This window comes from Citricoccus muralis (assembly GCF_003386075.1).
Lineage (GTDB): Bacteria > Actinomycetota > Actinomycetes > Actinomycetales > Micrococcaceae > Citricoccus > Citricoccus muralis.
On the sequence record NZ_QREH01000001.1, the window covers coordinates 2177460 to 2203754 of the forward strand.

24 protein-coding genes and 1 riboswitch are annotated in these 26295 nt (G+C 70.0%); of the genes, 13 read left to right on the plus strand and 11 right to left on the minus strand.

Translation table 11 applies throughout. From position 1 onward, the window contains the following. Positions 1 to 16: 16 nt before the first annotated feature. From C8E99_RS09665 to C8E99_RS09695, 7 genes are all read right to left on the minus strand, one after another. Positions 17 to 703: a GntR family transcriptional regulator gene (locus C8E99_RS09665; protein ID WP_115932110.1), complete on the minus strand. Its 687-nt coding sequence runs from the start codon at positions 701 to 703 to the stop codon at positions 17 to 19. Then, a complete protein-coding gene (locus C8E99_RS09670) occupies positions 696 to 2489 on the minus strand; it encodes an acetyl/propionyl/methylcrotonyl-CoA carboxylase subunit alpha (protein ID WP_115932111.1) in 1794 nt (597 codons plus the stop codon). Before C8E99_RS09670 ends, C8E99_RS09665 begins: the two co-directional genes overlap by 8 nt. Beyond that, positions 2486 to 4273, minus strand: a complete 1788-nt coding sequence (locus C8E99_RS09675; RefSeq protein ID WP_245952235.1) for a 5-oxoprolinase subunit B/C family protein — start codon at positions 4271 to 4273, stop codon at positions 2486 to 2488. Before C8E99_RS09675 ends, C8E99_RS09670 begins: the two co-directional genes overlap by 4 nt. Then, complete coding sequence (locus C8E99_RS09680; RefSeq protein WP_115932112.1) at positions 4270 to 5046, minus strand: LamB/YcsF family protein; 777 nt, start codon at positions 5044 to 5046, stop codon at positions 4270 to 4272. Before C8E99_RS09680 ends, C8E99_RS09675 begins: the two co-directional genes overlap by 4 nt. Before the next feature lie 177 nt (positions 5047 to 5223). Continuing rightward, positions 5224 to 6267 (minus strand): NAD(P)-dependent alcohol dehydrogenase, encoded by a 1044-nt coding sequence (locus C8E99_RS09685; RefSeq protein WP_115932113.1) that lies wholly within the window; start codon positions 6265 to 6267, stop codon positions 5224 to 5226. Positions 6268 to 6390: 123 nt separating this feature from the next. Continuing rightward, positions 6391 to 7635 carry an alpha-hydroxy acid oxidase gene (locus C8E99_RS09690; protein WP_115932114.1) on the minus strand — a complete coding sequence of 415 codons (1245 nt, stop codon included), beginning with the start codon at positions 7633 to 7635 and terminating at the stop codon, positions 6391 to 6393. 26 nt (positions 7636 to 7661) lie between these two features. Continuing rightward, on the minus strand, positions 7662 to 8771 hold the full coding sequence (locus C8E99_RS09695) for a glutathione S-transferase C-terminal domain-containing protein (protein WP_115932115.1): 1110 nt from the start codon (positions 8769 to 8771) through the stop codon (positions 7662 to 7664). 11 nt (positions 8772 to 8782) lie between these two features. Here C8E99_RS09695 and C8E99_RS09700 point away from each other — a divergent pair, with 11 nt between their 5' ends. The 3 genes from C8E99_RS09700 (at position 8783) to C8E99_RS09710 (ending at position 11239) form a co-directional block, all read left to right on the plus strand. Further along, entirely contained in the window at positions 8783 to 9658 is an 876-nt protein-coding gene (locus C8E99_RS09700) for an MBL fold metallo-hydrolase (RefSeq protein ID WP_115932116.1), read from the plus strand. A 174-nt stretch (positions 9659 to 9832) separates the two neighbouring features. After that, positions 9833 to 10672, plus strand: coding sequence for an SDR family NAD(P)-dependent oxidoreductase (locus C8E99_RS09705; RefSeq protein ID WP_115932117.1), 840 nt, complete (start codon positions 9833 to 9835; stop codon positions 10670 to 10672). A 27-nt stretch (positions 10673 to 10699) separates the two neighbouring features. Further along, on the plus strand, positions 10700 to 11239 hold the full coding sequence (locus tag C8E99_RS09710; RefSeq protein ID WP_115932118.1) for a universal stress protein: 540 nt from the start codon (positions 10700 to 10702) through the stop codon (positions 11237 to 11239). Between the two features lie 50 nt (positions 11240 to 11289). Here the strand turns inward: C8E99_RS09710 and C8E99_RS09715 are convergent, their stop codons facing one another. Continuing rightward, the gene (locus C8E99_RS09715; protein WP_115932119.1) at positions 11290 to 12966 is read right to left on the minus strand and encodes a mechanosensitive ion channel family protein; all 1677 of its coding nucleotides are present in this window, start codon (positions 12964 to 12966) and stop codon (positions 11290 to 11292) included. Between the two features lie 103 nt (positions 12967 to 13069). Here C8E99_RS09715 and hisD point away from each other — a divergent pair, with 103 nt between their 5' ends. From hisD to C8E99_RS09750, 7 genes are all read left to right on the plus strand, one after another. Next, positions 13070 to 14377: a histidinol dehydrogenase gene (gene hisD / locus C8E99_RS09720; protein ID WP_115932120.1), complete on the plus strand. Its 1308-nt coding sequence runs from the start codon at positions 13070 to 13072 to the stop codon at positions 14375 to 14377. 136 nt (positions 14378 to 14513) lie between these two features. Further along, a riboswitch (SAM riboswitch) is annotated at positions 14514 to 14633 on the plus strand. A 73-nt stretch (positions 14634 to 14706) separates the two neighbouring features. Next, positions 14707 to 15261, plus strand: coding sequence for a flavin reductase family protein (locus C8E99_RS09725; protein ID WP_115932121.1), 555 nt, complete (start codon positions 14707 to 14709; stop codon positions 15259 to 15261). Positions 15262 to 15313: 52 nt separating this feature from the next. Further along, a complete protein-coding gene (locus C8E99_RS09730; RefSeq protein WP_115932122.1) occupies positions 15314 to 15787 on the plus strand; it encodes an RNA-binding S4 domain-containing protein in 474 nt (157 codons plus the stop codon). 258 nt (positions 15788 to 16045) lie between these two features. Further along, entirely contained in the window at positions 16046 to 16249 is a 204-nt protein-coding gene (locus tag C8E99_RS09735; RefSeq protein ID WP_115932123.1) for a cold-shock protein, read from the plus strand. Between the two features lie 127 nt (positions 16250 to 16376). Further along, a complete protein-coding gene (locus C8E99_RS09740; protein WP_115932124.1) occupies positions 16377 to 17381 on the plus strand; it encodes an aldo/keto reductase family protein in 1005 nt (334 codons plus the stop codon). Positions 17382 to 17604: 223 nt separating this feature from the next. Continuing rightward, complete coding sequence (locus tag C8E99_RS09745) at positions 17605 to 18765, plus strand: Ig-like domain-containing protein (RefSeq protein WP_115932125.1); 1161 nt, start codon at positions 17605 to 17607, stop codon at positions 18763 to 18765. A gap of 71 nt (positions 18766 to 18836) precedes the next feature. Beyond that, positions 18837 to 19148: a hypothetical protein gene (locus C8E99_RS09750; RefSeq protein WP_115932126.1), complete on the plus strand. Its 312-nt coding sequence runs from the start codon at positions 18837 to 18839 to the stop codon at positions 19146 to 19148. Positions 19149 to 19181: 33 nt separating this feature from the next. On the opposite strand, the gene C8E99_RS09755 is transcribed toward C8E99_RS09750, so the two are convergent. After that, positions 19182 to 20516 carry an MFS transporter gene (locus C8E99_RS09755; protein ID WP_115932127.1) on the minus strand — a complete coding sequence of 445 codons (1335 nt, stop codon included), beginning with the start codon at positions 20514 to 20516 and terminating at the stop codon, positions 19182 to 19184. Positions 20517 to 20632: 116 nt separating this feature from the next. On the opposite strand from C8E99_RS09755, the gene C8E99_RS09760 reads away from it, so the two are divergent. Next, positions 20633 to 21859 (plus strand): MFS transporter, encoded by a 1227-nt coding sequence (locus C8E99_RS09760; RefSeq protein WP_245952237.1) that lies wholly within the window; start codon positions 20633 to 20635, stop codon positions 21857 to 21859. Between the two features lie 40 nt (positions 21860 to 21899). On the opposite strand, the gene C8E99_RS09765 is transcribed toward C8E99_RS09760, so the two are convergent. Both C8E99_RS09765 and C8E99_RS09770 read right to left on the minus strand, forming a co-directional pair. After that, a complete protein-coding gene (locus C8E99_RS09765; protein ID WP_245952239.1) occupies positions 21900 to 23138 on the minus strand; it encodes an MFS transporter in 1239 nt (412 codons plus the stop codon). Next, positions 23135 to 23893 carry an IclR family transcriptional regulator gene (locus C8E99_RS09770; protein ID WP_147301216.1) on the minus strand — a complete coding sequence of 253 codons (759 nt, stop codon included), beginning with the start codon at positions 23891 to 23893 and terminating at the stop codon, positions 23135 to 23137. The genes C8E99_RS09765 and C8E99_RS09770 overlap by 4 nt, the downstream gene beginning before the upstream one ends. Before the next feature lie 158 nt (positions 23894 to 24051). On the opposite strand from C8E99_RS09770, the gene C8E99_RS09775 reads away from it, so the two are divergent. Both C8E99_RS09775 and C8E99_RS09780 read left to right on the plus strand, forming a co-directional pair. Further along, the gene (locus C8E99_RS09775) at positions 24052 to 25107 is read left to right on the plus strand and encodes an ABC transporter substrate-binding protein (RefSeq protein ID WP_115932129.1); all 1056 of its coding nucleotides are present in this window, start codon (positions 24052 to 24054) and stop codon (positions 25105 to 25107) included. Between the two features lie 53 nt (positions 25108 to 25160). Next, positions 25161 to 26225 carry an amidohydrolase family protein gene (locus C8E99_RS09780; RefSeq protein WP_115932130.1) on the plus strand — a complete coding sequence of 355 codons (1065 nt, stop codon included), beginning with the start codon at positions 25161 to 25163 and terminating at the stop codon, positions 26223 to 26225. Positions 26226 to 26295 lie beyond the last annotated feature (70 nt).

Sequence of the window (26295 nt, forward strand, 5' to 3'; positions counted from 1 at the left end):
GGGTCTGTCCGCCGGGTCAGAGTCCCCAGCGGTCCAAGTGGCCCAGCAGTTCCGCCTCGGCGGTGTCCAGGTACGCCCGCAGGGCGGCGGCGGCCTCCTCACGGCGGCCTTCCCGCAGCATCCGGACCAGGTCACGGTTGTGCTCGGCGTACCCCGAATGGAAATCGGGGGCATCGGACATCCGGTAGAACACCAGCCGCATCCGGGCCAGCGTCCGGTCCATGACCGTGGACAGGGTCGGCGATCCGGCCATCGCCACGATCACCCCGTGCAGTTGCTGGTTCGCGTCCGCCATGCCGGGGACGTCACCGGCCGCGAGGGCGACGAGCGCGCGCCCGACGATCTCGTCCAGCTCGGACAGCGCCGGAGCGGTCAGCTCCCCCCAGAGCAGGGCGGCCGGCTCGATCATGCGGCGGATCCGATAGATCTCCCGGATGTCCTCCGCGTCCGGCTTGGCGACGAAGACGCCCCGGTTGGGCACCCGTTCGACGATCAGCTCATCGGCCAGCGTGCCGAAGGCCTCGCGCAGGGTGTTCCGGGAGACGGCCAGCTCCGCGGCGAGGGCCTGCTCCGCCAGCTTGGCCCCGGGCAACAACTCACCGCGGGAGATCCTGGCTCGCAGGACGTGCGCCGCCCACGCCCCCGTGTGCGCGTGCGCGGCACGTGCTGCGAGTGCTGGTGCTGGTGCTGAGGGCTCAGTCAAGGCGGCCCAACTCCTGCCCGCGTTCCACTGGATCACCCGGTGTGAGCCCGGCGCGGGAGAAGACACCGGCCGCCGGCGCGGGCACGGCGGTCTCCATCTTCATCGCCTCCAGCACCACGAGGTCCTCCCCGGCGGCCACCTCGGCGCCGTCCTCCACGAGCCACGTCACCACGGTGCCGTTCATCGGGGCGGGCACGACGCCGGCCCGCTCCCCTTCCGGGGCGAGGCCAGGTCCACCGTCGGTCCCGGGCGCACCATGGCTGTCACCGCCGACAGCGTCGCCACCGCTGCCGCCGCGGCGCAGCGCACGAACCAGTGCGGCGGGCAGACCGAGGCTGACGGCCCTGCCGTCCACGGTCACGGTCATCTCGGTGCGTTCGGCCCCGGTCGCGGCGGCGGCCAGGTAGGGCGAGGCTTCCAGGTCCGCGGCGAAGGCCGACTCAATCCAGGTCGTGTGGACACCAAGCTCGTCCTGCGAGGTGAAATCCGGGTGGTCCAGGACGGCCTGGTGGAACGGGACCACCGTCGGCAGGCCGCGGATGACCAGTTCGTCCAGGGCCGTCCGAGCCCGCCGGATCGCCTGCTGACGGTCCTCCCCCCAGACGATGAGCTTGGCGAGCAGCGAGTCGTACTCGGCCGGAACGGTGGATCCCGAGCGCACGCCCGTGTCCACGCGGATCCCTGCGCCGGTGGGCGCCTCGAAGGCCTCGACCGTCCCCGGGGTGGGCAGGAAGCCCAGGGCCGGATCCTCGGCGTTGAGCCGGAACTCGAGGGCATGGCCGCGCGGGGCCGGGTCCTCGCTCAGGGACAGCCGCTCCCCCGCGGCAATCCGGAACTGCTCACGGACCAGGTCCACCCCGGTGGTCTCCTCGGTGACGGGGTGCTCGACCTGGAGACGCGTGTTGACCTCGAGGAAGGAGATCAGCCCGTCCGGGGCCACCAGGTACTCGACCGTTCCGGCGCCGGTGTACCCGGCCTCGCGGCAGATCGCCTTCGCGGAGGCATGGATGCGGTCAAGCTGCTCCTGCGTCAGGAACGGGGCGGGGGCCTCCTCCACGAGCTTCTGGTTCCGGCGTTGCAGGGAGCAGTCCCGGGTGCCGACCACCACCACGGTGCCGTGGGTGTCCGCCAGCACCTGCGCCTCCACGTGCCGCGGCTTCTCCAGGAACCGTTCCACGAAGCACTCCCCCCGGCCGAAGGCCGCCACGGCCTCCCGCACGGCGGAGTCGAAGGCAGACTCCACCTCCTCCATCCGGCGCACGATCTTCATGCCGCGGCCGCCCCCGCCGAAGGCTGCCTTGATGGCCACGGGCAGGCCGTGCTCCTCGGCGAAGGCCCGCACCTGGGCGGCATCCTCCGCCGGCCCATCGGTTCCCGGGACCAGCGGCGCCCCGGCGTTGACCGCGATCCTCCGGGCCGAGACCTTGTCCCCGAGGGCACGGATCGCCGCCGGGGACGGACCGATCCAGGTCAGCCCGGCTTCGATCACGGCCTCGGCGAAGTCCGCGTTCTCGGACAGGAAGCCGTAGCCCGGGTGCACGGCATCGGCCCCGGAGCGCCGGGCGATCTCCAGCAGCCCACCGATGTCCAGGTAGGTCTCTGCGGCGGAGGTGCCGTCCAGCGCGAAGGCCTCGTCGGCGAGGTGCACGTGCATCGCGTCCGCATCCGGATCCGAGTACACGGCCACGGACGTGAGCTGGGCATCCGCGCAGGCGCGGGCCACGCGCACGGCGATCTCGCCGCGGTTGGCGATCAGGACCTTGGTCAGGGTTCGGTGCGGTCTCATGGGTCAGTCCTCTCGGGGACGGTCGCGGGCGGGGTGGTCTCGGGCGGGGTGGTCAGCACGAATCGGACGCGCGCCCGGGGGGGCAGCTGGGCGGCCAGGGTCAGGTCCTCCGGGGCCACGACCCCGATCACGGGGTAGCCGCCGGTGACGGGATGATCCGCCAGGAACAGCACGGGCAGCCCGGACGGCGGCACCTGCAGCGCACCGGCCACGGCGCCTTCGCTGGCCAATTCACCGTCCCTGATCCGCTCCAGGGGCATGCCGTCCTGCGGCGTCTCGCCCTGGGACACTGCGAGCCGCACGCCGATGCGGTTGGACTGGTCGGTCACGAGCCAGTCCTGGCCGGTCAGCCGGTCCAGCCCGGCCGCCCCGAACCAGTCATCGCGGGGTCCGGGAACCACGCGCAGCTCCGTCGTCGCCCCGGCCCGCGGCATCGGCCGCAACGGCCGTTCATCGCTCCCGACGGCGGCGTAGCGCGGGCCCGCGCCCACCGGAACCTCGGTGCCGGCGACCAGTGGTGCGGGCCCGAGCCCGGACATGGTGTCCGTCGATCGGCTGCCGAGCACGACGTCGGCCTCCAGGCCTCCGCGCACGGCCACGTAGGTGCGCAGCCCGGCCGTGGGCTCGCCGATCTCGAGGGTCTCCCCGTCGTAGAGGGCGAAGGGTGTCCGACGGACCACGATCCGGTCGGCAGGCAGTCCTCCGGCGACGGCCGTGATGATCACTGGGGCCTCGGCACCGGCCAACGCCAGGACCTGGTGTCCGCGTGCGCGCAGCCGCAGTCCGCCGAGCAGCGTCTCGATCACGGCCACCCCCGGGGCGTTGCCCACGATCCGGTTGGCCTGCCGGGCCGAGTCCACGTCCGCGGCACCAGCGGCGGAGACGCCGAGATCGCCCTGGCCCGGCCGGCCCAGGTCCTGGAGGAGCGACTGCAGTCCGGGGTGCTCGACGACCACCGCGGGACCGGTGGCGGGTACCGTGGTGCCGGCCGGCGTCGTGCCGGGGCCGGGTGCAGCGGTGCCGAGGCCAGTGCCTCCTCCCGCGCCGAGGCGCGCCTGCTCGCGGACGGCACGGTAGCGGACACGGTCCCCCGGGGCCACCAACGCGGGCTCGGAACGGTCCAGGTCCCACAGGGCCGCGGTGGTGCGCCCGATCAGCTGCCAGCCGCCCGGGGAGGGCCGGGGGTAGACGGCGGAGAAGCGTCCGGCCAGGGCGACCGATCCGGCCGGGACCGTGGTGCGGGGGCTGGCGCGGCGGGGGATGTCCAAGGCCCGGCCATCCGGTACCCGATCCTCGGGCCGACCATCCGCCGATCCGGCCACTGGGCCGACCGTCGGGTGGTCCGCCGGCACCAGGTAGGTGAAGCCGGGGGCGAAGCCGCCGAAGGCCCCGATCCATTCGGTCCCGGTGTGCCAGCGGATGAGCCCCTCCCGGCCCAGACCGGTCAGTTCACCGACCTCCTCCAGGTCCTCGCCGTCGTAGACGACCTCGATCTCCACCAGTCCGCCCGCCTGCAGGTCGCCCTCCACCGGCCCCCACCCGCGCAGGACCTCCGCGGCGGACAGGGCCGCCTCGCGATGGGTGAAGGACAGCGCCAGGGTCTCAGCGGCGGCCAGGGCCTGTACCTGCCCTGGCAACGGCTCGGAGGAGAGACGGGCGTGCAACGCCACGACGTCGGACAGGGACCCGCACTCGACGAGGAAGGCCCGAGTGCCGGCCCAGCGGATACCGCGCGAGCTGGTTCCCGGCCCGGGGCGGTGGGTGCCTGGAATGGCTCCGCTCACGCGAAGGAACCGATCCGCACTCCGGCCTCCTCGAGGCCGGCCCGGACGGCGGCTGCCATCGCCACCGCCCCGGGGGTGTCACTGTGGACGCAGATACTGGCCGCCTCCACGCGGATCTCGGTGCCGTCCACCGCGGTCAGGGTGTTCTCGGTGGCGAGACGGACCATGCGCTCGGCGACCAGGGCCTCGTCGAGGAGGACGGCACCGGGCTCACGGCGGGAGACCAGGGTGCCCTCGGGGGTGTAGGCGCGGTCGGCGAAGGCCTCCGTCACCACCCGCATCCCTTCGGCCGTGGCGATCTCGGCGGCCACGGCGCCAGGCAGCAGCAGGAGCGGCAGCTCGGGATCGTAGGCCTTGACGGCGTCCACCACGGCACGGGCATGCACGGTGTGGTGGACGATCGTGTTGTACAGGGCGCCGTGTGGTTTGACGTACCGGACGGCGGTCCCGGCCGCATGGGCCATCGCCTCCAGGGCGCCGATCTGGTACAGGACGTCGTCGGCCAGTTCAGTGGGCGAGCAGTCCAGGAACCGGCGGCCGAAGCCGGCCAGATCCCGGTAGGCCACGTGCGCCCCGACCGTGATCCCCGCCGCCGCGGCATCCCGGCAGGTCTGCGCGATCACTGACGGGTCGCCGCCATGGAAACCGCAGGCGACATTCGCGGAGGACACCGAGCGGAAGATCGCGGCGTCGTCGCCCAGGGTGTACGAGCCGAAAGACTCGCCGACGTCACTGTTCAGGTCAATCTGTGCGGTGCTGCCCTGTGCGTTCACGGTGGTGACCTCCGTCTCTCTTCATGGTCACCCCAGCATGCCCCACAGTCAGCGATTGTTCAACAATCTTCCGTAGGAGGTGCGAAGCCGTCCGGGTCGAGCGATCAGTTGCGGGGTTCCACCCCAGTGGCCCGAGCCCGGACCGGGTCGGAATCCCGCAACTGATCACTAGGGGCCTCAGGAATGTGGCACGACGACGGCGCGGCCGGAGATCTTCCCGTCCACCAGGGCCTGGTAGGCCTCGAGGGCGCGGTCCATGGGGTAGGTGGTGTACATCGGCTCCAGTTGGCCGGCATTGAACAGGTCGACCACCTCGTAGAGCTCCTCGATGGTGCCCCAGTAGGTGCTCGTCAACTCCACCTCATAGGGGGCAGTGAAGAAGGACCAGTCATAGGACCCGCCCGCGATCCCCACGATGGTGCAGCGGCCCTGGCGGGCCGTGGACTCCATGGCCGTCTTCACGGTCGGAGCCACGCCCACGAAGTCGAAGGCCGCGTCCACGCCCCGGCCGCCAGTGATCTCGCGGATCCGGTCGATCTGGCCTTCACCGCCGGGCACCGTGACGGCGCCGAGCCTCTCGGCCTCGGCCATCGCCTCAGGCTTCATGTCCGTGGCGATCACGGTGGCCCCGGTGAGGGCCTTGAGGATCTGCACGCCGAGCAGGCCCAGCCCGCCCAGGCCGATGACCAGGGCGTACTTGCCGCCACCGTTGAGGTGCGGCAGGGCCAACTTGATGGCGTGGTACGGGGTGAGCCCGGCGTCGGAGAGGGATGCCGCGGCCACCGGGTCGGCGTCTCCCAGGGGGACCAGGTTGCGGGCCGGCACGCGCACATACTCGGCCATGCCGCCGTCGCGCCCGAGCCCCACCCCCATGTACGGCATCGTGGCCGCGTTCTCACAGTAGGTGTCCTGGCCGCGCGAGCAAGCTCGGCAGTGTTGGCACCCGATGGGCCCGTAGACGAGGTAGGCGTCCCCCTTGTTCAGGCCTTCCACGCCAGGGCCGAGTTCCTCGATCCAGCCGGAGTTCTCATGGCCCAAGGTGAACTCCGGCCTCTGGGCGCCCGGGGCTCCCTCCGTGAAGTCCTGGAAGATCGCAACGTCGGAGTGACAGGCTCCCGCTCCGGCCACCTTGAGCAGGACCTCGCCGGGACCGGGAACGGGCTTCTCGACGTCCTTGAGCTCGGGGAAGGTCTGGTAGTTCTCAAACACGACGGCACGCACGGGTCCTCCTGAAAAGCGGGTTGGGCATGGTCTGTGACCACTCTGACGAGTCCTACACGCCGCCGGCAGCACGGCGCAAGAGTTCTTCTCACCCCGCGATACCAGCCGTGGAGGCCGTGCCCGTCAGAGCCAGGGGGCGCGGACGCGGCCCTCGCGCCGGAGCTCCGCCACCGTGGCCGCCCCCATGAGCATCATCGCCACCCGTGTCTCCTCTGCGAGCAGCTCGATGGCCCGTTCCACGCCCTGCCGCCCGCCGGCCATGAGACCGTACAGATAGGCCCGGCCGATGAGGGTGAAGTCCGCCCCCAGCGCCAGCGCCGCCACGATGTCCGATCCGGTGAGGATGCCGGAGTCCAGGATGATCTCCACGTCCGGGCCGGCCTCGGCGCGCACCTCAGCCAGGGCCTTGAGGGACACGGGGGCCCGGTCCAGCTGGCGACCGCCGTGGTTGGAGACCACGAGCCCATCGGCTCCGGCATCCAGCGAGCGCCGGGTGTCCTCAGCGGTCAGCACGCCCTTGACGAACAGCCGGCCGGGCCACACGCTGCGGATCCACTCCAAGTCCTGGATGGACAGGGTGGGGTCGAACATGCTGCCGATGATGGTCTGCAGGTCCTGTGCCGAGGTACTGAGCGAGGCGAAGGTCAGCGGGTCGGTGGTCAGGAAGTTGAACCACCATTCGGGGCGGTGGCTGGCATCCAGCACGGTCCTGAGGCTCAGCCGGGGCGGGATGGTCATGCCGTTGCGCACGTCCCGCAGGCGGTTCCCCGCCACCGGGGTGTCCACCGTGACCAGCAGCGTGCCGAAGCCGGCCGCTGCGGCGCGTTCGATCAGGTCCAGCGAACGTTGCCGATCCTTCCAGAGGTACAGCTGGAACCACCGGGTGCCCGGGGACCCATACCGCTCCATCCCGACGGCGTCGCTCACCTCCGCGACCTGCTCCAGTGAACGGGTGCCCATGGTGGAGAGGGTGAAGGGGATCCCCGCGGCAGCCGCGGCGGCCGCTCCCCCGTCCTCGCCCTCAGCGTGCATGAACCGGGTGAAGCCCGTCGGAGCGATGCCGAAAGGCAGCGCCGAGGTGCCTCCGGCGATCGGCGTACTCAGGTCCGCCGCGGCGGTGCCGTGCAGGATCCGTGGCAGCATCTCCGTGGAGGCGAAGGCCTCCCGCGTGCGCCGGGCCGTCAGCTCCTGGCCGGCAGCGCCGTCCACATAGTCGAAGGCGGGGCGCGGGGTCCGCCGCTGCGCGATGGTCCGCAGATCGTCGATGTCCGCGGCGCGGCCCAGACGGGCGGCCCGCCGGTCCAGGCCGGGGCGGCCGAACTGCATCAAGGGGCGCAACTCGGAGATCCGGGGGAACTGCCGTTTCATCGGGTCCTTTCGCTCAGGCCGGGTACTCAGGCCGGGTAGAGGGGATTGTGGCCGGCATCCACGCGTTCGGACTCGCGCACCGGGCCCGGCGCGGTCCCCGCTCCGAACGGCGAGCCGCCGAGCTCCTCGCGCCCGTGCTCGGTGAGCCAGCCGCTCAGGTCCGGGCCCTGCGGCACGATCCCGGTCGGGTTGATGTCCCGGTGCACCTCGTAGTAGTGGCTCTTGATCTGAGTGAAGTCGATCGTGTCCCCGAAGCCGGGCGTCTGGAACAGGTCCCGGGCATATCCCCACAGCGCGGGCATCTCATCCAGCTTGTTGCGGTTGCACTTGAAGTGACCGTGGTAGACGGGATCGAAGCGGGCGAGCGTGGTGAAGAGCCGCACGTCGGCCTCGGTGATGGTGCCCCCCATGAGGTACCGCCGGTCCGTCAGGCGCTCCTCAAGCCAGTCCAGGGCGGTCCAGAGACGGTCATAGGCGGAGTCGTAGGCCTCCTGGGAGCCGGCGAAGCCGCAGCGGTACACGCCGTTGTTGACCTCGGTGAAGATGCGGGTGACCACCTCCCGCATCTCGGGCAGCTGCTCCTTCGGAAGCAGGTCCGGCGCGCCCTCACGGTGGTACTTCTTCCACTGGGTGGAGAAGTCGAGGGTCATCTGCGGGTAGTCGTTGGTCACCACCGCACCGGTGGGGATGTCCACGATCGCTGGGACGGTGATGCCACGCGGGTAGCCGGGGAAGCGCTGGAAGTAGTTCTCCTGGAGGCGTTCGGTTCCCAGGACAGGGTCCTTGCCGCCGGGATCCAGGTCGAAGGTCCAGGACCGCTCATCATGGGTGGGGCCCGGGGTGCCGAGGGAGAGGACGTCCTCCAGCCCCAGCAGCCGGCGCACGATGATGGTGCGGTTGGCCCAGGGACAGGCTCGGGCAGCCACCAGGCGGTAGCGGCCGGGTTCCACCGGCCAGGCCTCAGCGTCTTCGGTCAGGCCGCCCCGCGCCCTGCCGACCTTGTCCCCGGCGATCCGCGGCGCAGCCAGCGCGGCGGCCGGGTCAGCGACGATCCGGTCCTGGATGTAATGGGTGTCCCGGGTGAATTCCTGCCCGGCCATCACGTAACTGCCCTGTCGGTTCTCGTTCTGGTCCATACACTGAGCCTATGGCCTCCACCGCACCCGCCCCAGAGCCACAACCGGAACAGCCGCCGGTGTCTTCTCCCTCACCGCAGGCGGACTCGACCCTGACCACGTCCGTGCTGGCGGACAATCCCTCGGGCATGACGCTGGAGGGCACCAACACCTATCTGATCGGGGACCCGGACGCCGAGACCGTGGTGGTGGTGGACCCGGGCCCGGCGGAGGGCGCCGAGCAGCACTTGGAGGCCGTGCTCGAAGCTGCCGGAGACCGCCGTGTCGAATTGATCCTCGTGACCCATCACCATGGAGACCACACCGGCGCCGTGGACCTCTTCGCCGCGCGGACCGGAGCCCCGGTGCGCGGCGGTTCCCCCGACTGGTCGCGCGGCGCGGCACCCCTGGTGCCGGGCGAGCGGATCCCGGCGGCCGGCGTCGTGATCACCGCCTGGCACACGCCCGGTCACACTTCGGATTCCTTCTCCTTCGCCCTGCCCGACGACGGCGCGGCCGGCTCGGTGCTGACCGGGGACACGGTGCTGGGCCGGGGAACGACGGTGATCGACCACCCGGACGGCACGCTCGCGGACTACCTTCGTTCGCTGGAGACCCTGATCGCCCTCGGGGACGCCACGGTGCTGCCGGCCCACGGCCCCGTCCTGCCGTCCATGGCGCAGGTCGGGACGATCTACCGCAACCACCGCCAGCAGCGCCTGGATCAAGCCCGTCAGGCGCTGGCGGGTCTGGAGGAGGGGCAGCGGAACGCCGCCTCGATCGACGAGCTCGCCCGACTGCTCTCCCACACCGTGTACCCGGACATCGACGAACGCGTGCGACCCGCCGCCGTCAAGTCCCTGTCCGCCCAGCTGGCCTTCCTGGAGAACGAGTCTGACGAGGGCTGATGTCGGCCGCTGCCGAGAGTGTCCAGACTGTGATCTCCCGCGCCGCCGATCTGCCGTCAATCCGGGTGTACGCGCGAATATCATGGGACGCGGAGGGTTCACCTCCTCCACCCCCCCCCACCTCCCGAGTACTTTTCGGCAGTCGGACGACAGTCCTGAAGCAAGGCGGACCACGTGGCAGAACAACTCGATGAACGCACACTCCAGCAGGACGAGCTCGTCCCGCCCGGGACCTCGTCCCGGGGCACCGGCCAGACGATCCTGATCACCGGCGCCACCGCCGGGCTGGGGGCGGAGTTCGCCCGGCAACTTGCCGGGCAGGGCCACCACCTCGTGATCACGTCCCGCAACCCGCTCCAGCTGGTCGCCAAGGCCCAGGGACTGGAGGCCCAGTACGGAATCAGCGTGGAGACCCTGACCACGGACCTGTCCACCGCGGAAGGCGTTGACGTGGTGGCTGCTCGGTTGCGCCAGCGTGAGCAGCCCATCACCATGCTCGTGAACAATGCCGGTTCCGGCCTGGCCACCGAGTTCCACGAGAGCGAGGCGGAGGACGAACTGGCGATGCTCAAGCTGCTCGTCGAGGCGCCGATGCTGCTCTCCCACGCCGCCATCCAGGCCTTCCTGGCCCGCGGCGGCGGCCGGATCATCAACGTGTCGTCCGTGGCCGGCTTCCTCCCCGAGGGTAGCTACGGCGCCGCGAAGGCCTGGTCCATCAGCTTCAGCCGCTGGGCCAACACCCGGTACAAGCCTGACGGCGTGACCATCACGGCCCTGTGCCCGGGTCCGGTGCGGACCGAGTTCCACACCCGGGCCGGGATCGACACCTCCAAGAAGCCCAGGTGGGCGTGGATGGATGCCGAGGACGTGGTCCGCGAGGGCCTGACCGCCGCCGCCGAGGGCCGGAGTGTGTGCATCCCCTCCCGCCGGTATCGTTCCCTCATGACGGCCGCCCGGTTCAGCCCGGATGCCGTGGTGGAGCGGTTCAGCCGGATCGAACCCAAGGCCAAATAGCCCCTGACGACGAGAGGAGTACCGACCATGACCATCCTCGTCGGCTACACGGCCAGCAAGGAATCCAAGGCGGCGCTCGAGGAGGCCATCCGCATCGCCCGGTCGACCCATGAGGGTCTGCTCGTCGTCAACGCGGGACCCGGCGGAGAGCACAAGCACGACTCCATGGTCACCGAGGACCAGCAGCTGGAATTACAGACTCTCCTGGACTCCACCGGCCTGTCCGCCGAGTTCCGTCAGTACGCCCGTGGCCGCTCGACGGTGGACGAGATCAAGGACGTGGCGGACGAGGTCCAGCCCTCCGTCGTGGTGATCGGCCTCAAGCGCCGTGGCACCTTCGGCCGCTTCGTCATGGGCTCCGTCTCGGACGGTCTGCTCAAGGAGCTCGACCAGCCGGTGCTCTGCGTCAAGGAGAATCCCGCCAAGCCCTCCGGCGTGGTCCGCGATGCGCCTTCCCAGGACATCACTGCCGCCCCTGAGCCGCGGGCCCTTGAGGAGACCCCGGATATCACCGAGGCCCCGGACGGCACCGACACCGCCAGGACGGACACCGGCCCCCGCCGCTAGCCCACACCCAACACCCGACTGGCAAGGGTTAGCTGATGCGGGTGCCGAGGTCAGCGGTCGCCGTGGTCATTCCCCGTGGCGTCAAGACCGGGACGTCGCTGCGGCTCCCCGTCCTCGGCGCTGTCCGGCGCGGCGCCGTCACCGGGCTCGGACTCTGCACGGTCCGCTTCGGCGGCCTTCTCCTTGCGTTCGGCGAAGGCCGCCTCGCCCGGGCCGGCGAACTCGCGGTTGCGTTCCACCGCAGTGATGGAGCCGGTGAACACCGTGGAGTCGTCGCTGGACCGGGTCAGGGGCGTGGAGCCCGTGACGGCTGTGGTGGCCCCGGTGGTCGGCTGCTGACCCGTGCCGGGATTGACCTGCGGCAGGGGGCTGGTGGGGGTCCGCGGTTGGAGCGCGGCAGCACCACCCGCCGCGCCACCAGACGCACCACCGGACGCGCCGCCGTCGTGATCCTGTCCCGCCGGCACCCCCGTGCCGGGCTCGCCCGCGCTGGACTTGACCGCCCCGGGCTCGGCGCCGACGGGAGCGAGGCTCGGCGCCTGCACGGGCATCTCGGCGAAGCGCTGCGCGTAGATTGCCTCGGGGTGCTCGCTGCGCAGGAAGTTGACGAGGTCCTCCCGCACCAGGCAACGCAGGTCCCACAGGTCGCCGGCGTTGCGGGCGGAGACCGCCACCCAGAGCTTCACGGTGCCACCCAGCGCCTCACTCACCTGGATGGTGCTGTCCTTGCCGTCCCAGAGTTCGGTGGACTCCAGCAGCGCCTTGAGGCGTTCGCGGGTGGCGTCCACCGGGACCCTCCAGTCCACGTCGATCTCCACCGTCCCGGACAGGGCAGACCCGGTGCGGGTCCAGTTCTCGAACGGCGTGGTGGTGAAGTGGCTGGAGGGGTAGATCACCCGGCGGCCGTCCCAGATCTTGACCACCACGTAGGACAGGGTGATGTCCTCGATGGTGCCGTAGACCCCGTCCGCGATCACCACATCTCCCACGCGGATCGCATCGGTGAACGCCAGCTGGATGCCGGCGAACACGTTGGTCAGGGTGGACTGCACGGCGAGGCCGGCCACCACGGAGATCACGCCGGCCGAGGCCAGCAGGCCGGCACCCACGGCGCGGACCTGCGGGATGGTCAGCAGGACGATGGACACGGCGATGACGATGACGGCGGCCTGGATCACGCGCCGCAGCAACACGGTCTGGGTGCGGATCTTGCGGTCCCGGCGGTCGTCGACTCCCTCGGAGGCGTACTTGCCGAGCAACCGCTCCTCGACGATCCGCACCACGCGCAGCGCGAGCCAGGCGAGGGAGCCGATGATGCCGGCCATCAGCAGGAAGTTCGCGCCGTTGAACCAGGCATAGGTGGAGGCGGTCAGCCCGAGGGCGATCCGCACCGCCAGCAGCACCGCCGCGACCGCCACCGGCACCCGGCACCGGGCGACCTGGTTGCGCAGCTGTGGCTTGCGGCGCAGCAGGGCGTTGACCAGCAGCCAGGCGACCACCAGCACGGCCAGCGCGAACGCCACGGAGATCGCCACCGTGGAGAGCATCCCCCAGAACGGTCCGAGCGAGTCGACGGCCCCTTCGGCCCCCTCGCGGACGCTGTCCTGCACGTTCTCCGGGGATCCGCTCGGATCGGCCGTCGACTCGGAGTCCAGTCCCGCCCCGGAGGTCAGGACGGTGGCGGGCGGAGCAGTGAACAGATCGGTGAAGAAGGACGAACTCGGCATGGCCCCAGTCTGTCATCTGGTTCTCGGTCGTTCCTGAACGGGGGGAGAATGGACGCTGGACCACCGGAACCAGCCGATCCCTCGGAATCACAGGAGCCACCCCATGCTTGCCACCACGGACCTGCGCGGCCGCCCCTACGATCCCGCCACGGTGCTCCCCCGCGCCGAGACCGACGTGGCCGCCGCCGTGCCGAAGGTGATGCCGATCCTGGACCGGGTGCGTACCGAGGGGGCCCGGGCCGTGCTGGATCTCGGCGAGCAGTTCGACGGGATCCGGCCGCCGTCGTTGGCGGTGCCGGCCGAGAAGCTCACCGAAGCGCTCGAGTCGCTGGATCCTGAGGTCCGCTCCGCCCTCGAGGAGTCCATCGACCGCGCCCGCAAGGTGCACGCCGCCCAGGTCCCCGCAGGGTCAGAGGTGGACCTCGGAGAGGGGGCCCTCGTCGAGAACCGCTGGGTCCCGGTGAACCGGGTGGGCCTCTACGTTCCCGGCGGCCGTGCCGTCTACCCCTCCTCCGTGGTGATGAACGTGGTCCCGGCCCAGGCCGCCGGCGTCGCCTCACTCGCGGTCGCCTCCCCGCCGCAGAAGGACTTCGGCGGCCTGCCGCACCCGGTCATCCTCGCGGCCTGCGCCCTGCTCGGCGTGGACGAGGTCTACGCCGCGGGCGGCGCCCAGGCGGTGGCCATGTTCGCCTACGGGGTGGCGGACGACGACGGCACTCGCGTGTGTGCCCCCGTGGACATGGTCACGGGGCCGGGCAACATCTTCGTGGCCGCCGCCAAGCGCGCCCTGCTCGGCACCATCGGCATCGACGCGGAGGCCGGGCCGACCGAGATCGCCGTGCTGGCCGACGGCACCGCCGACGCCCGGTGGGTCGCCGCCGACCTCATCAGCCAGGCCGAGCACGACCCCATGGCCGGCTCGGTGCTCATCACCACCTCACCCGAGCTGGCCCGGGACGTGGTGGCCGAGATCGAGAGGCAGGTGCCGGGCAGCTTCCACGAGGAGCAGATCCGCCAGGCCCTGGGCGGCCCGCAGTCCGGAATCCTGCTCGTGGGGACCCTGGACGAGGCGCTGGCCGTGGCCGACGCCTACGCCGCCGAGCACCTCGAGGTCCACACCGTGAACCCCCTGCAGACCGCCCGCCGGGTGACCAATGCCGGAGCCGTGTTCGTGGGCCCGCACTCGCCCGTTCCGCTGGGCGACTACTCCTCCGGCTCCAACCATGTGCTGCCCACCGGCGGCTCCGCCCGCTACTCCTCCGGGCTGAACACGGTGAGCTTCCTGCGCCTGCAGCAGCTCATCCGCTACACGGAGACGGGGTTGAAGGAACTGGACACCAAGATCGCCGCACTGTCCACGGCAGAAGGATTGCCGGCCCATGGCGAGGCCGTCTCCCTGCGCTTCCGCTGACCTGCTGCCTGCTCCTCCGCGACCGCCGCGCCCCGGGGGTGGGAGGCGGCGGTGGCGGGGGCGCGTTGGTCACGGGGGTTCATAGTTCGAGAAACCCTTTGACCGTTCCGGACGTCCGTCGTTAGTCTGGATCCAGAATCACGAGTTCCCGCTGTTACAGCCCTGGCTTGCGGGACGGCAACCCTCTTCACGCAGTAGTGGGGTGCTCCAGGTGAGGATTCGGCCTACCGGATGCCCCGGCGGGCAAGTACCGCGTTTCTGCTGGTGCCGATCGGGAGCCTCCCGTGGCGTGCCGCCGTGCAGATGCGCCTTCGGACGGAGGACCCACCATGACCGCCCTGGCTACCCACGACCTGCAGCAGACCGACCTCGACAGTGACCTCGATCGAGACCTGTCCGTACAGACCCTTCGCTCGGCCTTCTCCCACTTCCCCTCCGGCGTGGCGGCGCTCGCCGGCGTCGCCAACGGTGCGAAGGAGGGCCTCGTGGCCTCGTCCTTCACCGTCGGGGTCTCCCTGGAGCCCGCACTGGTCTCCTTCGCCGTGCAGAACACCTCCCGCACGTGGCCCCGGCTGAAGCAGGCCGAGCGGATCGGGATCTCCATCCTCGGCGAGGACCACACCAGTGTCTGCCGTCAGCTGGCCTCCAAGGAGGGCGACCGCTTCGCCGGCCTGGACATCCGGTCCACGGATGAGGGCGCGATCTTCCTGGACGGCGCCGCCCTGTGGCTGGACACCACCGTCTACTCCGAGCTGCCGGCCGGTGACCACACCATGGTCCTGCTCGAGGTGCACGGCGTGCACGATCACTCCGCAGAGCACGAGCCGATCGTGTTCCACCGCTCGGCCTTCCGCAACCTGCGCACCGCCGAGGGCAACCAGTAGCCTCGCGCCCTTCCTCAGAGCGTTCCTCCGGTCCGGAGGTAGGATTTCCGGCATGCCTTCCGCCACCCCGTCCGCGCGGCGTTCAGATTCAGGTGCAGGGGCGCGCACGACGCCGGCTGGCCCGGTCCGCCTGGATGCCTGGCTCTGGGGCGTGCGCATGTACAAGACCCGTTCGGCCGCCACCACGGCGTGCCGGGCCGGTCACGTCCGCCTCAACGGGCAGCCCGCCAAGGCCGCCCAACCGGTCAAGCCGGGCGACACCATCCGGTTGCGCCTCCCGGGCCGCGAGCGGATCCTCGAGGTCACCGGCCTGGTGGCCAAGCGGGTCGGCGCTCCCGAGGCAGTCAGGCACTATCTCGATCACTCCCCCGAGCCCGTGCCCCGGGAACTACTGGCTGTGCCCCGCCGAGACCGAGGCGCAGGCCGGCCCACCAAGAGAGACCGGCGCCAGCTGGACCGACTCCGCGGCCGTTCCGCCCCAGAGCCCGGTCCTGACCGTCTTGATCGCGGCCTCGATCTCGAGTGACCTCGCGGGCCGACGACGGGCTCAGACGGACTCAGATGAACACCGGGAAAAGAATGCGCACCGAGAAAATTGAGGGCTTCAGTTCCGCAGCATCTCCCGTATTATGTGTCTCAGAAGTAGTAGTAGCAGTAAGTCCGTCACCACTGCGGACCGGTTGGCCCTCGGGCCGCTCGGGGCGTTGTAGGAAGCGGTTTCGCACACGCCGCTTCGCCCCCGTCGGAAGACCGATGGGTTTACAACCTCAGGAAAGGGCCCATCATGGCTACCGGTACCGTCAAGTGGTTCAACGCAGAGAAGGGCTACGGCTTCATCTCCCCGGACGATCAGTCCGCTGACATCTTCGTTCACTTCTCCGCCATCGAGGGCAATGGCTTCCGCGAACTGCAGGAAGACCAGAAGGTCGAGTTCGAGTCCCAGCAGGGCCCCAAGGGCATGCAGGCTGCGGCAGTCCGCCCGCTCTGATCGAGCTCGCCTGAACCCTTCAGGCTCCAGAACGGCCACCATCCCCTCGGGGACGGTGGCCGTTCTGCTGTGACCAATGCGCCATGTCAGCGCACCACTGCAACGGAATCCGGTCTAAGGTACAACCATGAAATTTCGTTACCTGGGCCACAGCGGGCTCAAGATCTCAGAGATCATCTACGGCAACTGGCTCACCCACGGCTCCCAGGTCGAGAACGAGACGGCCCATGCCTGTGTGAAGGAGGCCCTGGCCCAGGGCATCACCAGTTTCGACACGGCGGACACCTACGCGAACACCAAGGCGGAGAGCGTCCTGGGTAAGGCGCTGAAGAACGAGCGCCGGGAGTCCCTCGAGGTGTTCACCAAGGTCTACTGGCCCACCGGCCCCAAGGGCCACAATGACACTGGCCTCTCCCGCAAGCACATCATGGAGTCCATCAACGGATCCCTGCAGCGCCTGGAGATGGACTACGTGGACCTCTACCAGGCCCACCGCTTCGATGTGGAGACCCCGCTGGAGGAGACCATGCAGGCGTTCGCGGACATCGTCCGCGCCGGCAAGGCTCTCTACATCGGCGTCTCCGAATGGCCGGCGGACAAGATCCGCGAGGCCCACGCCATGGCCGCTCAACTCGGGTTCCAGCTCATCTCCAGCCAGCCCCAGTACTCCATGCTGTGGCGCGTCATCGAGTCCGAGGTCATCCCGGCCTGCGAGGACCTCGGACTGTCCCAGATCGTCTGGTCCCCCATGGCCGGTGGCATCCTCACCGGAAAGTACCTGCCCGGCCAGCAGGCTCCGGAGGGGTCCCGCGGTGCGGATGAGAAGGGCGGAGCGCGCTCGATGGCCGGCAAGATGACGGACGAGGTCCTCACCGCCGTCCAGAAGCTGCGGCCCATCGCGGACGGGCTCGGCGCCACCATGGGTCAGCTCGCCATCGCCTGGGTCCTGTCCAACCCCAATGTTGCCGGCGCCCTGGTCGGAGCCTCCCGCCCAGAGCAGATCGCCGAGAACGTCAAGGCCCTGGACTTCACCCTGGACCAGGCGGCCCTCGGCGCCATCGACGCGGCCATCGGCCATGTCGTCACGGATGATCCGTCACTCGTGTCCGTCCCGGAGGGCCGTGCCGCCTGACCCCTAGTGGCATAACTCACTCCTGCTGTGATGCTTCCGTGATGTGGACTTCCCGATAGATCACGGTATGATCACAGTTAGCCGGTGTTGCCCGTTCTGCTCGACGGGGCGGGCAACACGGGGTCAAGTGCCAACCGACGGGGGCCGGAGCATGACCACCAGGGCAGGACGATCTCCTGACCACGCCTCCTCGAGTCGAGCTTTCCCGCTCCTCGGACGCTCCGTGGCCACTACCGCCGGCACCCTCCTGGTGCTGGCCGGACTGGTCGGAACCGCGCAGGCCACCCCGATGCCCTCATCCAGCGACTCCCCGGGTCCCACGCAGTCTGCGGCCCCGGCCCCCTCGCCGCCCGGGTCTTCCCCCTCCCCCTCCTCGGGTGGCAATCAGCCTCCCGAGATCGACTGTCCCGGCCTCGTCACCCAAACCGGAGACACCGAGTCCGTACGTATCCATGCCATCGATCCGGACGGGGACACCATCACCCTGAGTGCGGGGACCTCCTGGCTCGGCGGCTCGGCCTCGGTAGAGGGTCACGTGGTGACGTACACGGCGCCCACCGACACTCCCGGTAACGACTGGATCACCGTCACCGCGGACGATGGCCGGGGCGGTACTTCAGAGTGCGAGATCTCGATTCTGGTGCAGTCCGGACCGAGCCCCACGCCGACGCCCACCCCGACGAGCCCGAGCCCCACGCCGGATCCCACGACGTCCGCCCCGGAGCCCAGCCCGGAGCCGACCGGCGGGTCGGGCACCCCGACCCAGGCTCCGACGTCGGCCCCCACGGCCGGCCCCACTCAGAATCCGACCACGCCAGGCGGCTCGGCGCCGGCCACCGGTGCGCCCACCGCAGCACCCGGCACCGGCCCCGGCAATGACGGCAACGGAGGTGGCGGGACCGGCGGCGAAGGATCCGGGCCGAGTGGCTCCGCTCCCGGCAATGCGGGCGGCAACGGCTCCGCTGGCAACGGCTCGCAGGGAAACAGCTCAGGGGACAGCGGTCCGGGCAGCAGCGGTGGTTCGGACGGCCAGACACCGGCTAGCACCGGATCGCCCTCCGCACCGGCAGCCGAGACGCCGAGCGCGCAGAAGCTCAGCAACATCATCAGGGACACCGCCATCGCCTGCCCGGTCCAGGCCGTGGCAGATGCCGAGAAGCTCATCGCGGGCATCTCCGCGGGCATGACGTCACGTCCCGGCAGCGGGAACTTCGCCAGTGGTGATGCCTCCGGGGGCACTGGCCGTGCGGAGCCCGTGGCCGCCGCCGAGCGGACCGCTCACACCGGGTCCACTCCGTGGCTGTTCGCGGGGGTGGGCTTCATGATGATCGCCCTCATCGCCCTGGCCCTGGCGGCCCTGCCCCGCGGCGACCGTCGGCACTAGACTGACCGGACGATGCGGCCGTTCGGACGGATTGCCAGCCGGAGGGCCGCCCGAGATTCAGGAGGTTCGAGTTGGCCCGCTACGAAGACGATCTGGAACAGCAATTCATCGAAGAACCCGAGAACGACCTGGAGCAGCCCGCCGACGGCCGCGACGGGACCACGGACCACGGTTCCTCTGATGACCCGGATTCACTGGATGCGATCGACCCGCTGCGCCGGGACACCTTCCTGCTGGACGGGGACGAGGACTACAACGGCGTCCCGGACTATCAGGAGGGCAGCTCCGACGATTCCGGCGGTGCAGCCGAGCCGGATGAGGACTCCGAGTGGGCCGGCCGGGACGATGAGGAGGACGAGGAAGGCTCAGACGTCACAGTCTAGAACCGGTCGGCCTGGCTCCTGTTGGCGCTCCCGCTAGCGCTTCCGGCCGGAGACCAGTCGCTCCGTGCCGGAAGCGGCCAGGATCAGGCAGGCGCACCAGATGCCACCGGCGGGCCCAAGGGGTGCGGCGGCCAGTCCGGCCACCACCGGCATCGCCACCTGGCCCACCCGGTTGCCGACCAGCCGGAACGCCAGGGCGGGTCCGCGCCAGGTCGGGGGTACCGCTTGGGTCACCAAGGACATGGTCAGCGGCTGCCCGATGCCAAGGGCGAAGCCGCCGACGGCCATGAGCACCACCGCCAGCCAGACGGCGTGCCACCCTTCCAGGGCCGGTGGGACGAAACCCAGGGCCACGGCGGATGCCAGCAGGGACACGAGCACGAGGTGGTGCCGCTCCCACCGCCCGGACATCCAGGGCAACACGATCCTGGACAGGAACGAGGCTCCCCCGCGCACCGCCAGCAGGATGCCCACCCAGAACGGTGAAACCCCGGCCGCTTCACCGACCAGCGGCATGAATGCCGTGAGGATGTCCAGCATCGCCAACAGGGCCAGGGACGCCATCATGTGCGAGGGGATCCCGGGGACCCGCCAGATGGCCAGCATCGTGGGCTTTCCCGGCCCCGCCGTACCCGCATCACCCGCACCCACGGAGGTCTCGGTGCCCAACGCCGGCCCCGCCGGCCCGCTGTGCTCGTCCCCCAGGCCATGGGTCGGGTCCCCCGGCTCCTCCGTGGGCTCCGCGGGCAGGCGCCGGGAGCGGCGGCCGCCGTCAGCCCGCATGAGGTACATCACCGGCACGGCGAGCAGGGAACAGATCGCACCGAGCCACAGCGCCCCGTCGATGCGTCCGTCGAACTCCGCGCTGTGGGTGGCCTCGCTGAGGGTGGCGTTGCCGAGGATCAGCCCGGAGATCAACGGTCCGGACATCTGTCCCACGGAGAAGGCGGCGGTGAACCACCCGAACGCCGCGTCCATGTTCTCCGGGGCGGCTCGCCGGCCGATCACGGTCTGGCCGGCGATCGTGAACAGCAGATGGCCCATGCCGAGCACGGCCGAGGACACCATCAACACGGCGACGGTGGAACCGAAGGCCAGTCCGACGCCGCCCAGTCCCAGCACCAGCGCCCCCAGGGCGATCATGCCGCGCAGGGTGGGCAGCCGACTGCTGAGCCGCCCCAGGGACATCGCGAACACCAACGGGAGGATGGCATACGCAGCGGTGGCCAGGCCTACCGTCGCTTCTCCGGCGCCCAGGGCCAACAGCTTGTAGCTCGTGACGGGCCGCAACAGGTTCAGGGCGGTCTGTGTGAGGACGGCTGCGGCGATCATGACCCAGAGCCAGGTCAGGTTTCCGCGGTTTGCCATGATCTCCAGAGTAGTCCTCGCTCCGCCCCGGGCCGGCTCCTGGCCCCGGACTAGAATGACGACGGCCCTGCCCTCGCCGTGGCCCCCTCCCACACCTCAGAAAGCCGGTCCTTTTCGTGTCCTCCGCATCCAGCGTCCCGCAGCCTCCGCAGCTGTTGTGGAGCCGGAACTTCATCCTGGCCGCAGTGACCAACCTGTTCATCGCCATGGTGTTCTACCTACTGGTCACGGCCATGGCCCTCTACGCCGTGAACGAGTTCCAGGCCACGGAGATCCTGGCCGGCCTGGCGGTCAGCGCCTTCGTCCTGGGCGCCGTGGTGTCCCGCCTGTTCACCGGCCAGGCCATGGACATCATCGGGCGCAAGAGGGTCCTCGTCACGAGCCTGGCGCTCTTCCTCATGGCCTCGGCTCTGTACCTGGTGGCCGATGACCTCGGCCTGTTGATCACCGTCCGCCTGTTCCACGGGCTGGCGTTCGGCGGGGCCAGCACGGTGCTCGCCGCCGCGGTCCAGGGGATGATCCCGCCGCGACGCCGCAGTGAGGGCACCGGCTGGTTCGGCACGTCCACCACGGTGGGCACCGCCCTGGGGCCGTTGCTGGCCTTCCAGCTCACGGACCGGTTCGGCTTCGACTCCCTGTTCTACCTGTGCGCGGCCTTCTCGGTTTGCGGCCTGGTGGCCGGCTTGGTGGTGCGGCTTCCGCGGGCGCAGCACCACCAGCAGCATGGTGTCCGCCCGCGGTTCTCCCTGCGTGGGCTGGTCTCCCTGCCGGCCCTGCCGGTGTCCCTCGTGATGCTCATGGCCGGCCTGGCCTACTCCGGGGTGCTGGCCTTCCTCAACGGCTATGCCCAGGAGCAGGGCATCAGCCCCACGATCGCCAGCGCCTTCTTCATGGTCTACGCCGTGGTCCTGGTCCTCTCCCGGTTCGTGGTGGGGACCATGCAGGACCGGTACGGCGACAACTCCGTGGTGTTCCCCCTGCTGACGTGTCTCGTGGCCGGCATGGCGGTGCTGGCCCTCTGGCCGGCCAACGGCGGATTCCTGGTGGCAGCCGCCTTGTGCGCCCTCGGCTTCGGGGCCCTGTTGACCTCCCTGCAGTCGGTGGCGGCCACTGTGGTGCCGCCCTTCCAGATCGGCGTGGCCACCTCCACGTACTTCCTGATGCTGGACATCGGCACCGGTTTGGGCCCGGTGGTGCTGGGCGCCCTGTTGCCGGCCACCGGGTTCTCCGGGATGTACCTGATGCTGTCCGGGTTCCTCGTGCTGGCCATGGTGGTCTACTGGTTCGCCCACGGCCGCCGCCGTGCCGGCGGCGCGACAACACCAAGCGCGCCGCGGGATTGAGCAGCGCCACGAGGGCCGCGACCGCTCAGCCCCGGACCGCTCAGCCCCGGCGGGTGGTACGGACCATGGCCACGGCCAGGCCCAGCAGGACGGCATAGGCGACGCCGACCAGCACCCAGCCGAGGACGAATCCACCGGTCAGCTCCACGATCGCGCCCATCCCCACGGGACCGACGGCGAAGCCCGCGTACATGCCCATGGTGGTGGTGCCGCTGGCCGCGCCGATCCGGGTGGCGTCCACGGCCTGCATGGTCCCCGCGTTGACGACCACATTGGTGCCCAGCACGGTCAATCCGTGCAGGACGACCCCGGCCCAGAACAGGGCGGGCTGGTCCCAGAGGGATGAGGTGGCCATGCAGGCCATGCCGAGCAGGGCGCCGGAGGAGATCAGCAGCAGCAACGTGCCCGGCCGGCGCCCAGCACCCAGGGCACGGCCCCAGTAGATGCGGCTGGCCACGCCCACCACTCCGGAGAGTCCGGCCGCGAGGCCGCCGATGAGCAGGCTGTAGCCGTGGTCCCGTACCGCGAACAGCGGCAGGTACACGTTGGTGGCCTGGGTGCCCATGCCCGAGAAGAAGGCGACAGCGGCGAACAGCCAGACCTGGACCGGCAGGGAAGCCGTCGAGCCGGAGCGCCGACGCCGGAGCCGGTCCGCGAGGACACTGCGGACGGCCGCCCAGTCCGTGGGGGCCTCCGGCGGGATGTGGCGCAGCGACCACCACAGCAGCACCAGCACCCCCACTGCGGCGGCGAGCGCCGCACCGGACCAACCGGCCCAGAGGGCCGCGGCCGGGAAGAGCAGCCCGGCCACCAGCTGGCTGGCCTGGACCCCGGACTGTTTGACCCCGATCCAGCCGGGCCGCTTGACGGCGGGCACGGACGAGTAGATGACGCGGTTGGTGGTCGGGTTGGCGATCACCTGAGCCGGCCCGACGAGGATGCACGCCACGATCAGGGTCCAGTACTGCGGGCCCAGCGCCGAGATCAGCAGTGCCAGCACGGTTCCGCCGTAGTTGAAGATCAGCTGGCTGCGGATGCTGAGGACGTCGGCGAGCCGCCCGATCGCCATGGAAGAGACGGCGGCGCTGACGAACAGCACCGTCACGAGGAGACCGAACTGACCGGCCGAGATCCCGAGTTCGTGGATCAACAGGTCCGAGGTCGCCGAGAGCCCGTAGTTGAGCAGCGGGCCCACGCCCATGGCGATGAGCAGCACGGTCAGCAGCGCCGCGCCGGCCTTCGGCACCTCGGGTTGCGGTGCCGGCGTTGCCTGGCTCAATTCATTCCTCGATTCCCTAAAGACGTGGAAAACGCCGCGGCGGCCTGCTGGAGTTGGTCAATGAGGACTGACAGCCCGTTGTCCGGCAGTCGCTCCGTGGGGGCCACAACGGCCAAGCCGGCCACGGTGCGGCCGGTGACATCCCTCAGTGGCACCGCGACGGCGGAGATCCCCTCCGTGCTCTCGCCGCGGGACACCGCGTAGCCAGCCTGTCGGATTCTAGCCAGCATCCCCGCCAGGTCCGGCATGGTGTCCACGGTGTGGTCCGTCAGCTTCTTCAGACCACCACCGAACATACCGGCGACGTCGGCCGGGGCCAGATCTGCCAGCATCACCCGGCCTCCGGCCGTGCCGTAGGCCGGTATCCGCGCGCCGATGCGAGGAGAAGCGCGGAGAACATGGGCGGACTCGATACCGTCGACGAACTCGACCTCGGAGCGGACCAGTACGGACAGGGAGACCGACTCCCCCGTGGCCGCGGCCAGGGACTCCATGGGACGGTGCGCGGACCGCCGGATCTCCCGGTTCTCCATCCCGCCACCGGCCAGGGAGAGCAGGGCGGCACCCGGCCGGTAGACGCGGCTGTAAGGGTCCTGGACCACATAGTCCCGCGAGGCCAGCGTGCCCAGGAGGCGGTGGGCGCTGGACGGGGCGATGCCGAGGTCCTCGGCGATCTCCCGCACGCGGACGCCCCCCTCCGCCATGACGCGGTCCACCACTGTCAGTGCGTGGACCACGGATCTGATCTCCGTCATGGCATCCTCCTCGTTCCCGTCCGGGCGGCTGTTCCCCACAGCAGAACATTGTGACTATTCGTTCCGCCTGATGCTCTCGCATCCTACGCTTCTGGAAACACCGGAGTCACCATCCACTGCAGCCTGGACATCCACACCAGTACGAACGAGGAGCCCCGATGAGAACCACCACGAGGACATGGACGAGCACCCGGCGTCGCAGCCGCTGGCTGGCACCACTGCTGGCAGCACCCTTGCTGCTGACCGCCTGCGGCGATGGCGGCACCTCAGGCCAGGAGTCCGGCGCCGGAACAGGGTCGCCCGCCGAGGGCGCCGCTACCGGAACGGATGGGGCGGCGGACACCACGAAGGTCCGGGTGGCGGACACGGCCGGCATGCCCTCGGCCTTTCTCCAGTACGGGGTGAACGAGGGCTACTTCGAGGCGGAGGGCCTGGAGGTCACGGTGGACGTGAGCATCGGCGGCGCCGCTGCCGTGCCGGCCGTGGTCAACGGAGAGACCCAGTTCGCCGGCTCGAACACCGTCAGTGCCATCCTGGCCGCCAGCAAGGGCCTCCCCATCTCGATCGTGGCCGCCGGTACCCGCACCATGGAGGCTCCCGAGGACGATTTTGCCCGCATCATGGCGTCCACCTCCAGCGGGGTCGAGGAGGTCGAAGACCTGGAAGGCTCCACCATTGCGGTCAATACGCTGGAGAACATCAATGACGTGGTCATCATGACGCTGATGGAGGACGCGGGCGCTGACCGCACTCAGGTCAAGTTCGCCGAGATGGGCTTCTCGGACATGCTCCCGGCCCTGGCCAACGGGCAGGTGGACGCAGCCCTGTTGATCGAACCGTTCGTCACCATGGCCGTGGACCAGGGCGCCACGGAGGTCGCCAGCCCCTACGCCGAGTCCCGCCCGAACATGATGGTGGGAACCTACATGACCTCCGAGGAGTATGCCGCCGAGAACCCGGAGACGGTGGAGGCGTTCCAGCGGGGAATCAACGCCACCGGACAGGCCATTGCCGATGATCCGGACGCCTTCCGCGAGGCGCTGCCCGAGGTCACCACGATCGAGCCCGACCTCGCCGGCCAGATCCACCTGCCCGCCTGGGACGCATCGGTGGACCTGGAGACCCTGCAGTTCCTCAACGAGCGCATGGTCCGGTACGGACTGATCGACGAGGAGATCGCCGTCGAGGACATCGTCACCGCGCCCACGGACTGAGCCACCCCGTCCACCCCACCGGAGAGACCCGAGAGACCTGAGGACCCCAGCACATGACCAGTGACACGACTGCCAGCCCCGCACCCCGCCCCTACCGGCGCATCGCCACGGAGGAGGCCTGGGCCCCGCCGGAGATGTTCGACCTGTTCCGGGAGATTCTCGGCGACCACCCGGAGGACGATCCGGGGCTCATGAGCCTCATGGGCTACTACGTCCTTGGGGACGGAGACCGCCCCCGGTATATCCGCGAGCGCATGGCGGACACCGAGGGGGTGCGACTGAAGGAGATGGACGCGGCCGGCGTCGACCATCAGATCCTGTCCCTGACCGCCCCGGGCACCAACCCGCTACCGGCGGTGCAAGCGACTGAACTGGCGCAGCTGGCCAATGACCAACTCGGCACGATCGTCCGGAAGCGGCCCGACCGTTTCTCCGGGCTGGCCGCCGTGCCGTTCTCCGCGCCCGATGCCGGCGCCGCCGAGCTCGAGCGGGCCGTCACGCAGTTGGGTCTGAAGGGGGCCATCCTGAACTCCCATGTGCGGGACCGGTACACGGACACGGACGAGTTCCTGCCCTTCTATGAGGCCGCCGAGGCACTCGGGGTGCCGGTCTACCTGCACCCCAATGCTCCCTCGGCCAGCCTGTTCAAGCCGCTGCATGACCGCGGCCTGGACGGCTCGATGTACGGCTTCGGGGTGGAGACCGGCCTGCATCTGATGCGGTTGGTGGTCTCCGGGGTGTTCGAGCGCTTCCCGAACCTGACGATGGTGGTCGGCCACCTCGGCGAGGCGGTCCCATTCTGGCTGAACCGGATCGACTACATGTACGGCAAGCAGGTGGCCACGGGCCGCTACCCGCATGTGAAGCCGTTGCCGATGAAGCCCTCCGAGTACATCCGCCGCAATGTCTGGATCACCACGAGCGGCATGCCCTGGCATGACGAGGTCATGTTTGTCCGGCAGATGATGGGCGCGGACCGCGTGATGTACGCGATGGACTACCCGTACCAGTACGAGCCGTCCGAGGTGGCCCTGCAGGACAACCTGCCGATCTCAGCGGAGGAGAAGTTCGAGTTCTTCGAGGGCATCGCCACCCGGGTGTTCAACCTCGAGCTCTGACCCACCCACGCTTTCAGTCGAGTTGGGGTGGGTATTTTCGCCCGGCACCCACCCCAACTCGACTGAAAGC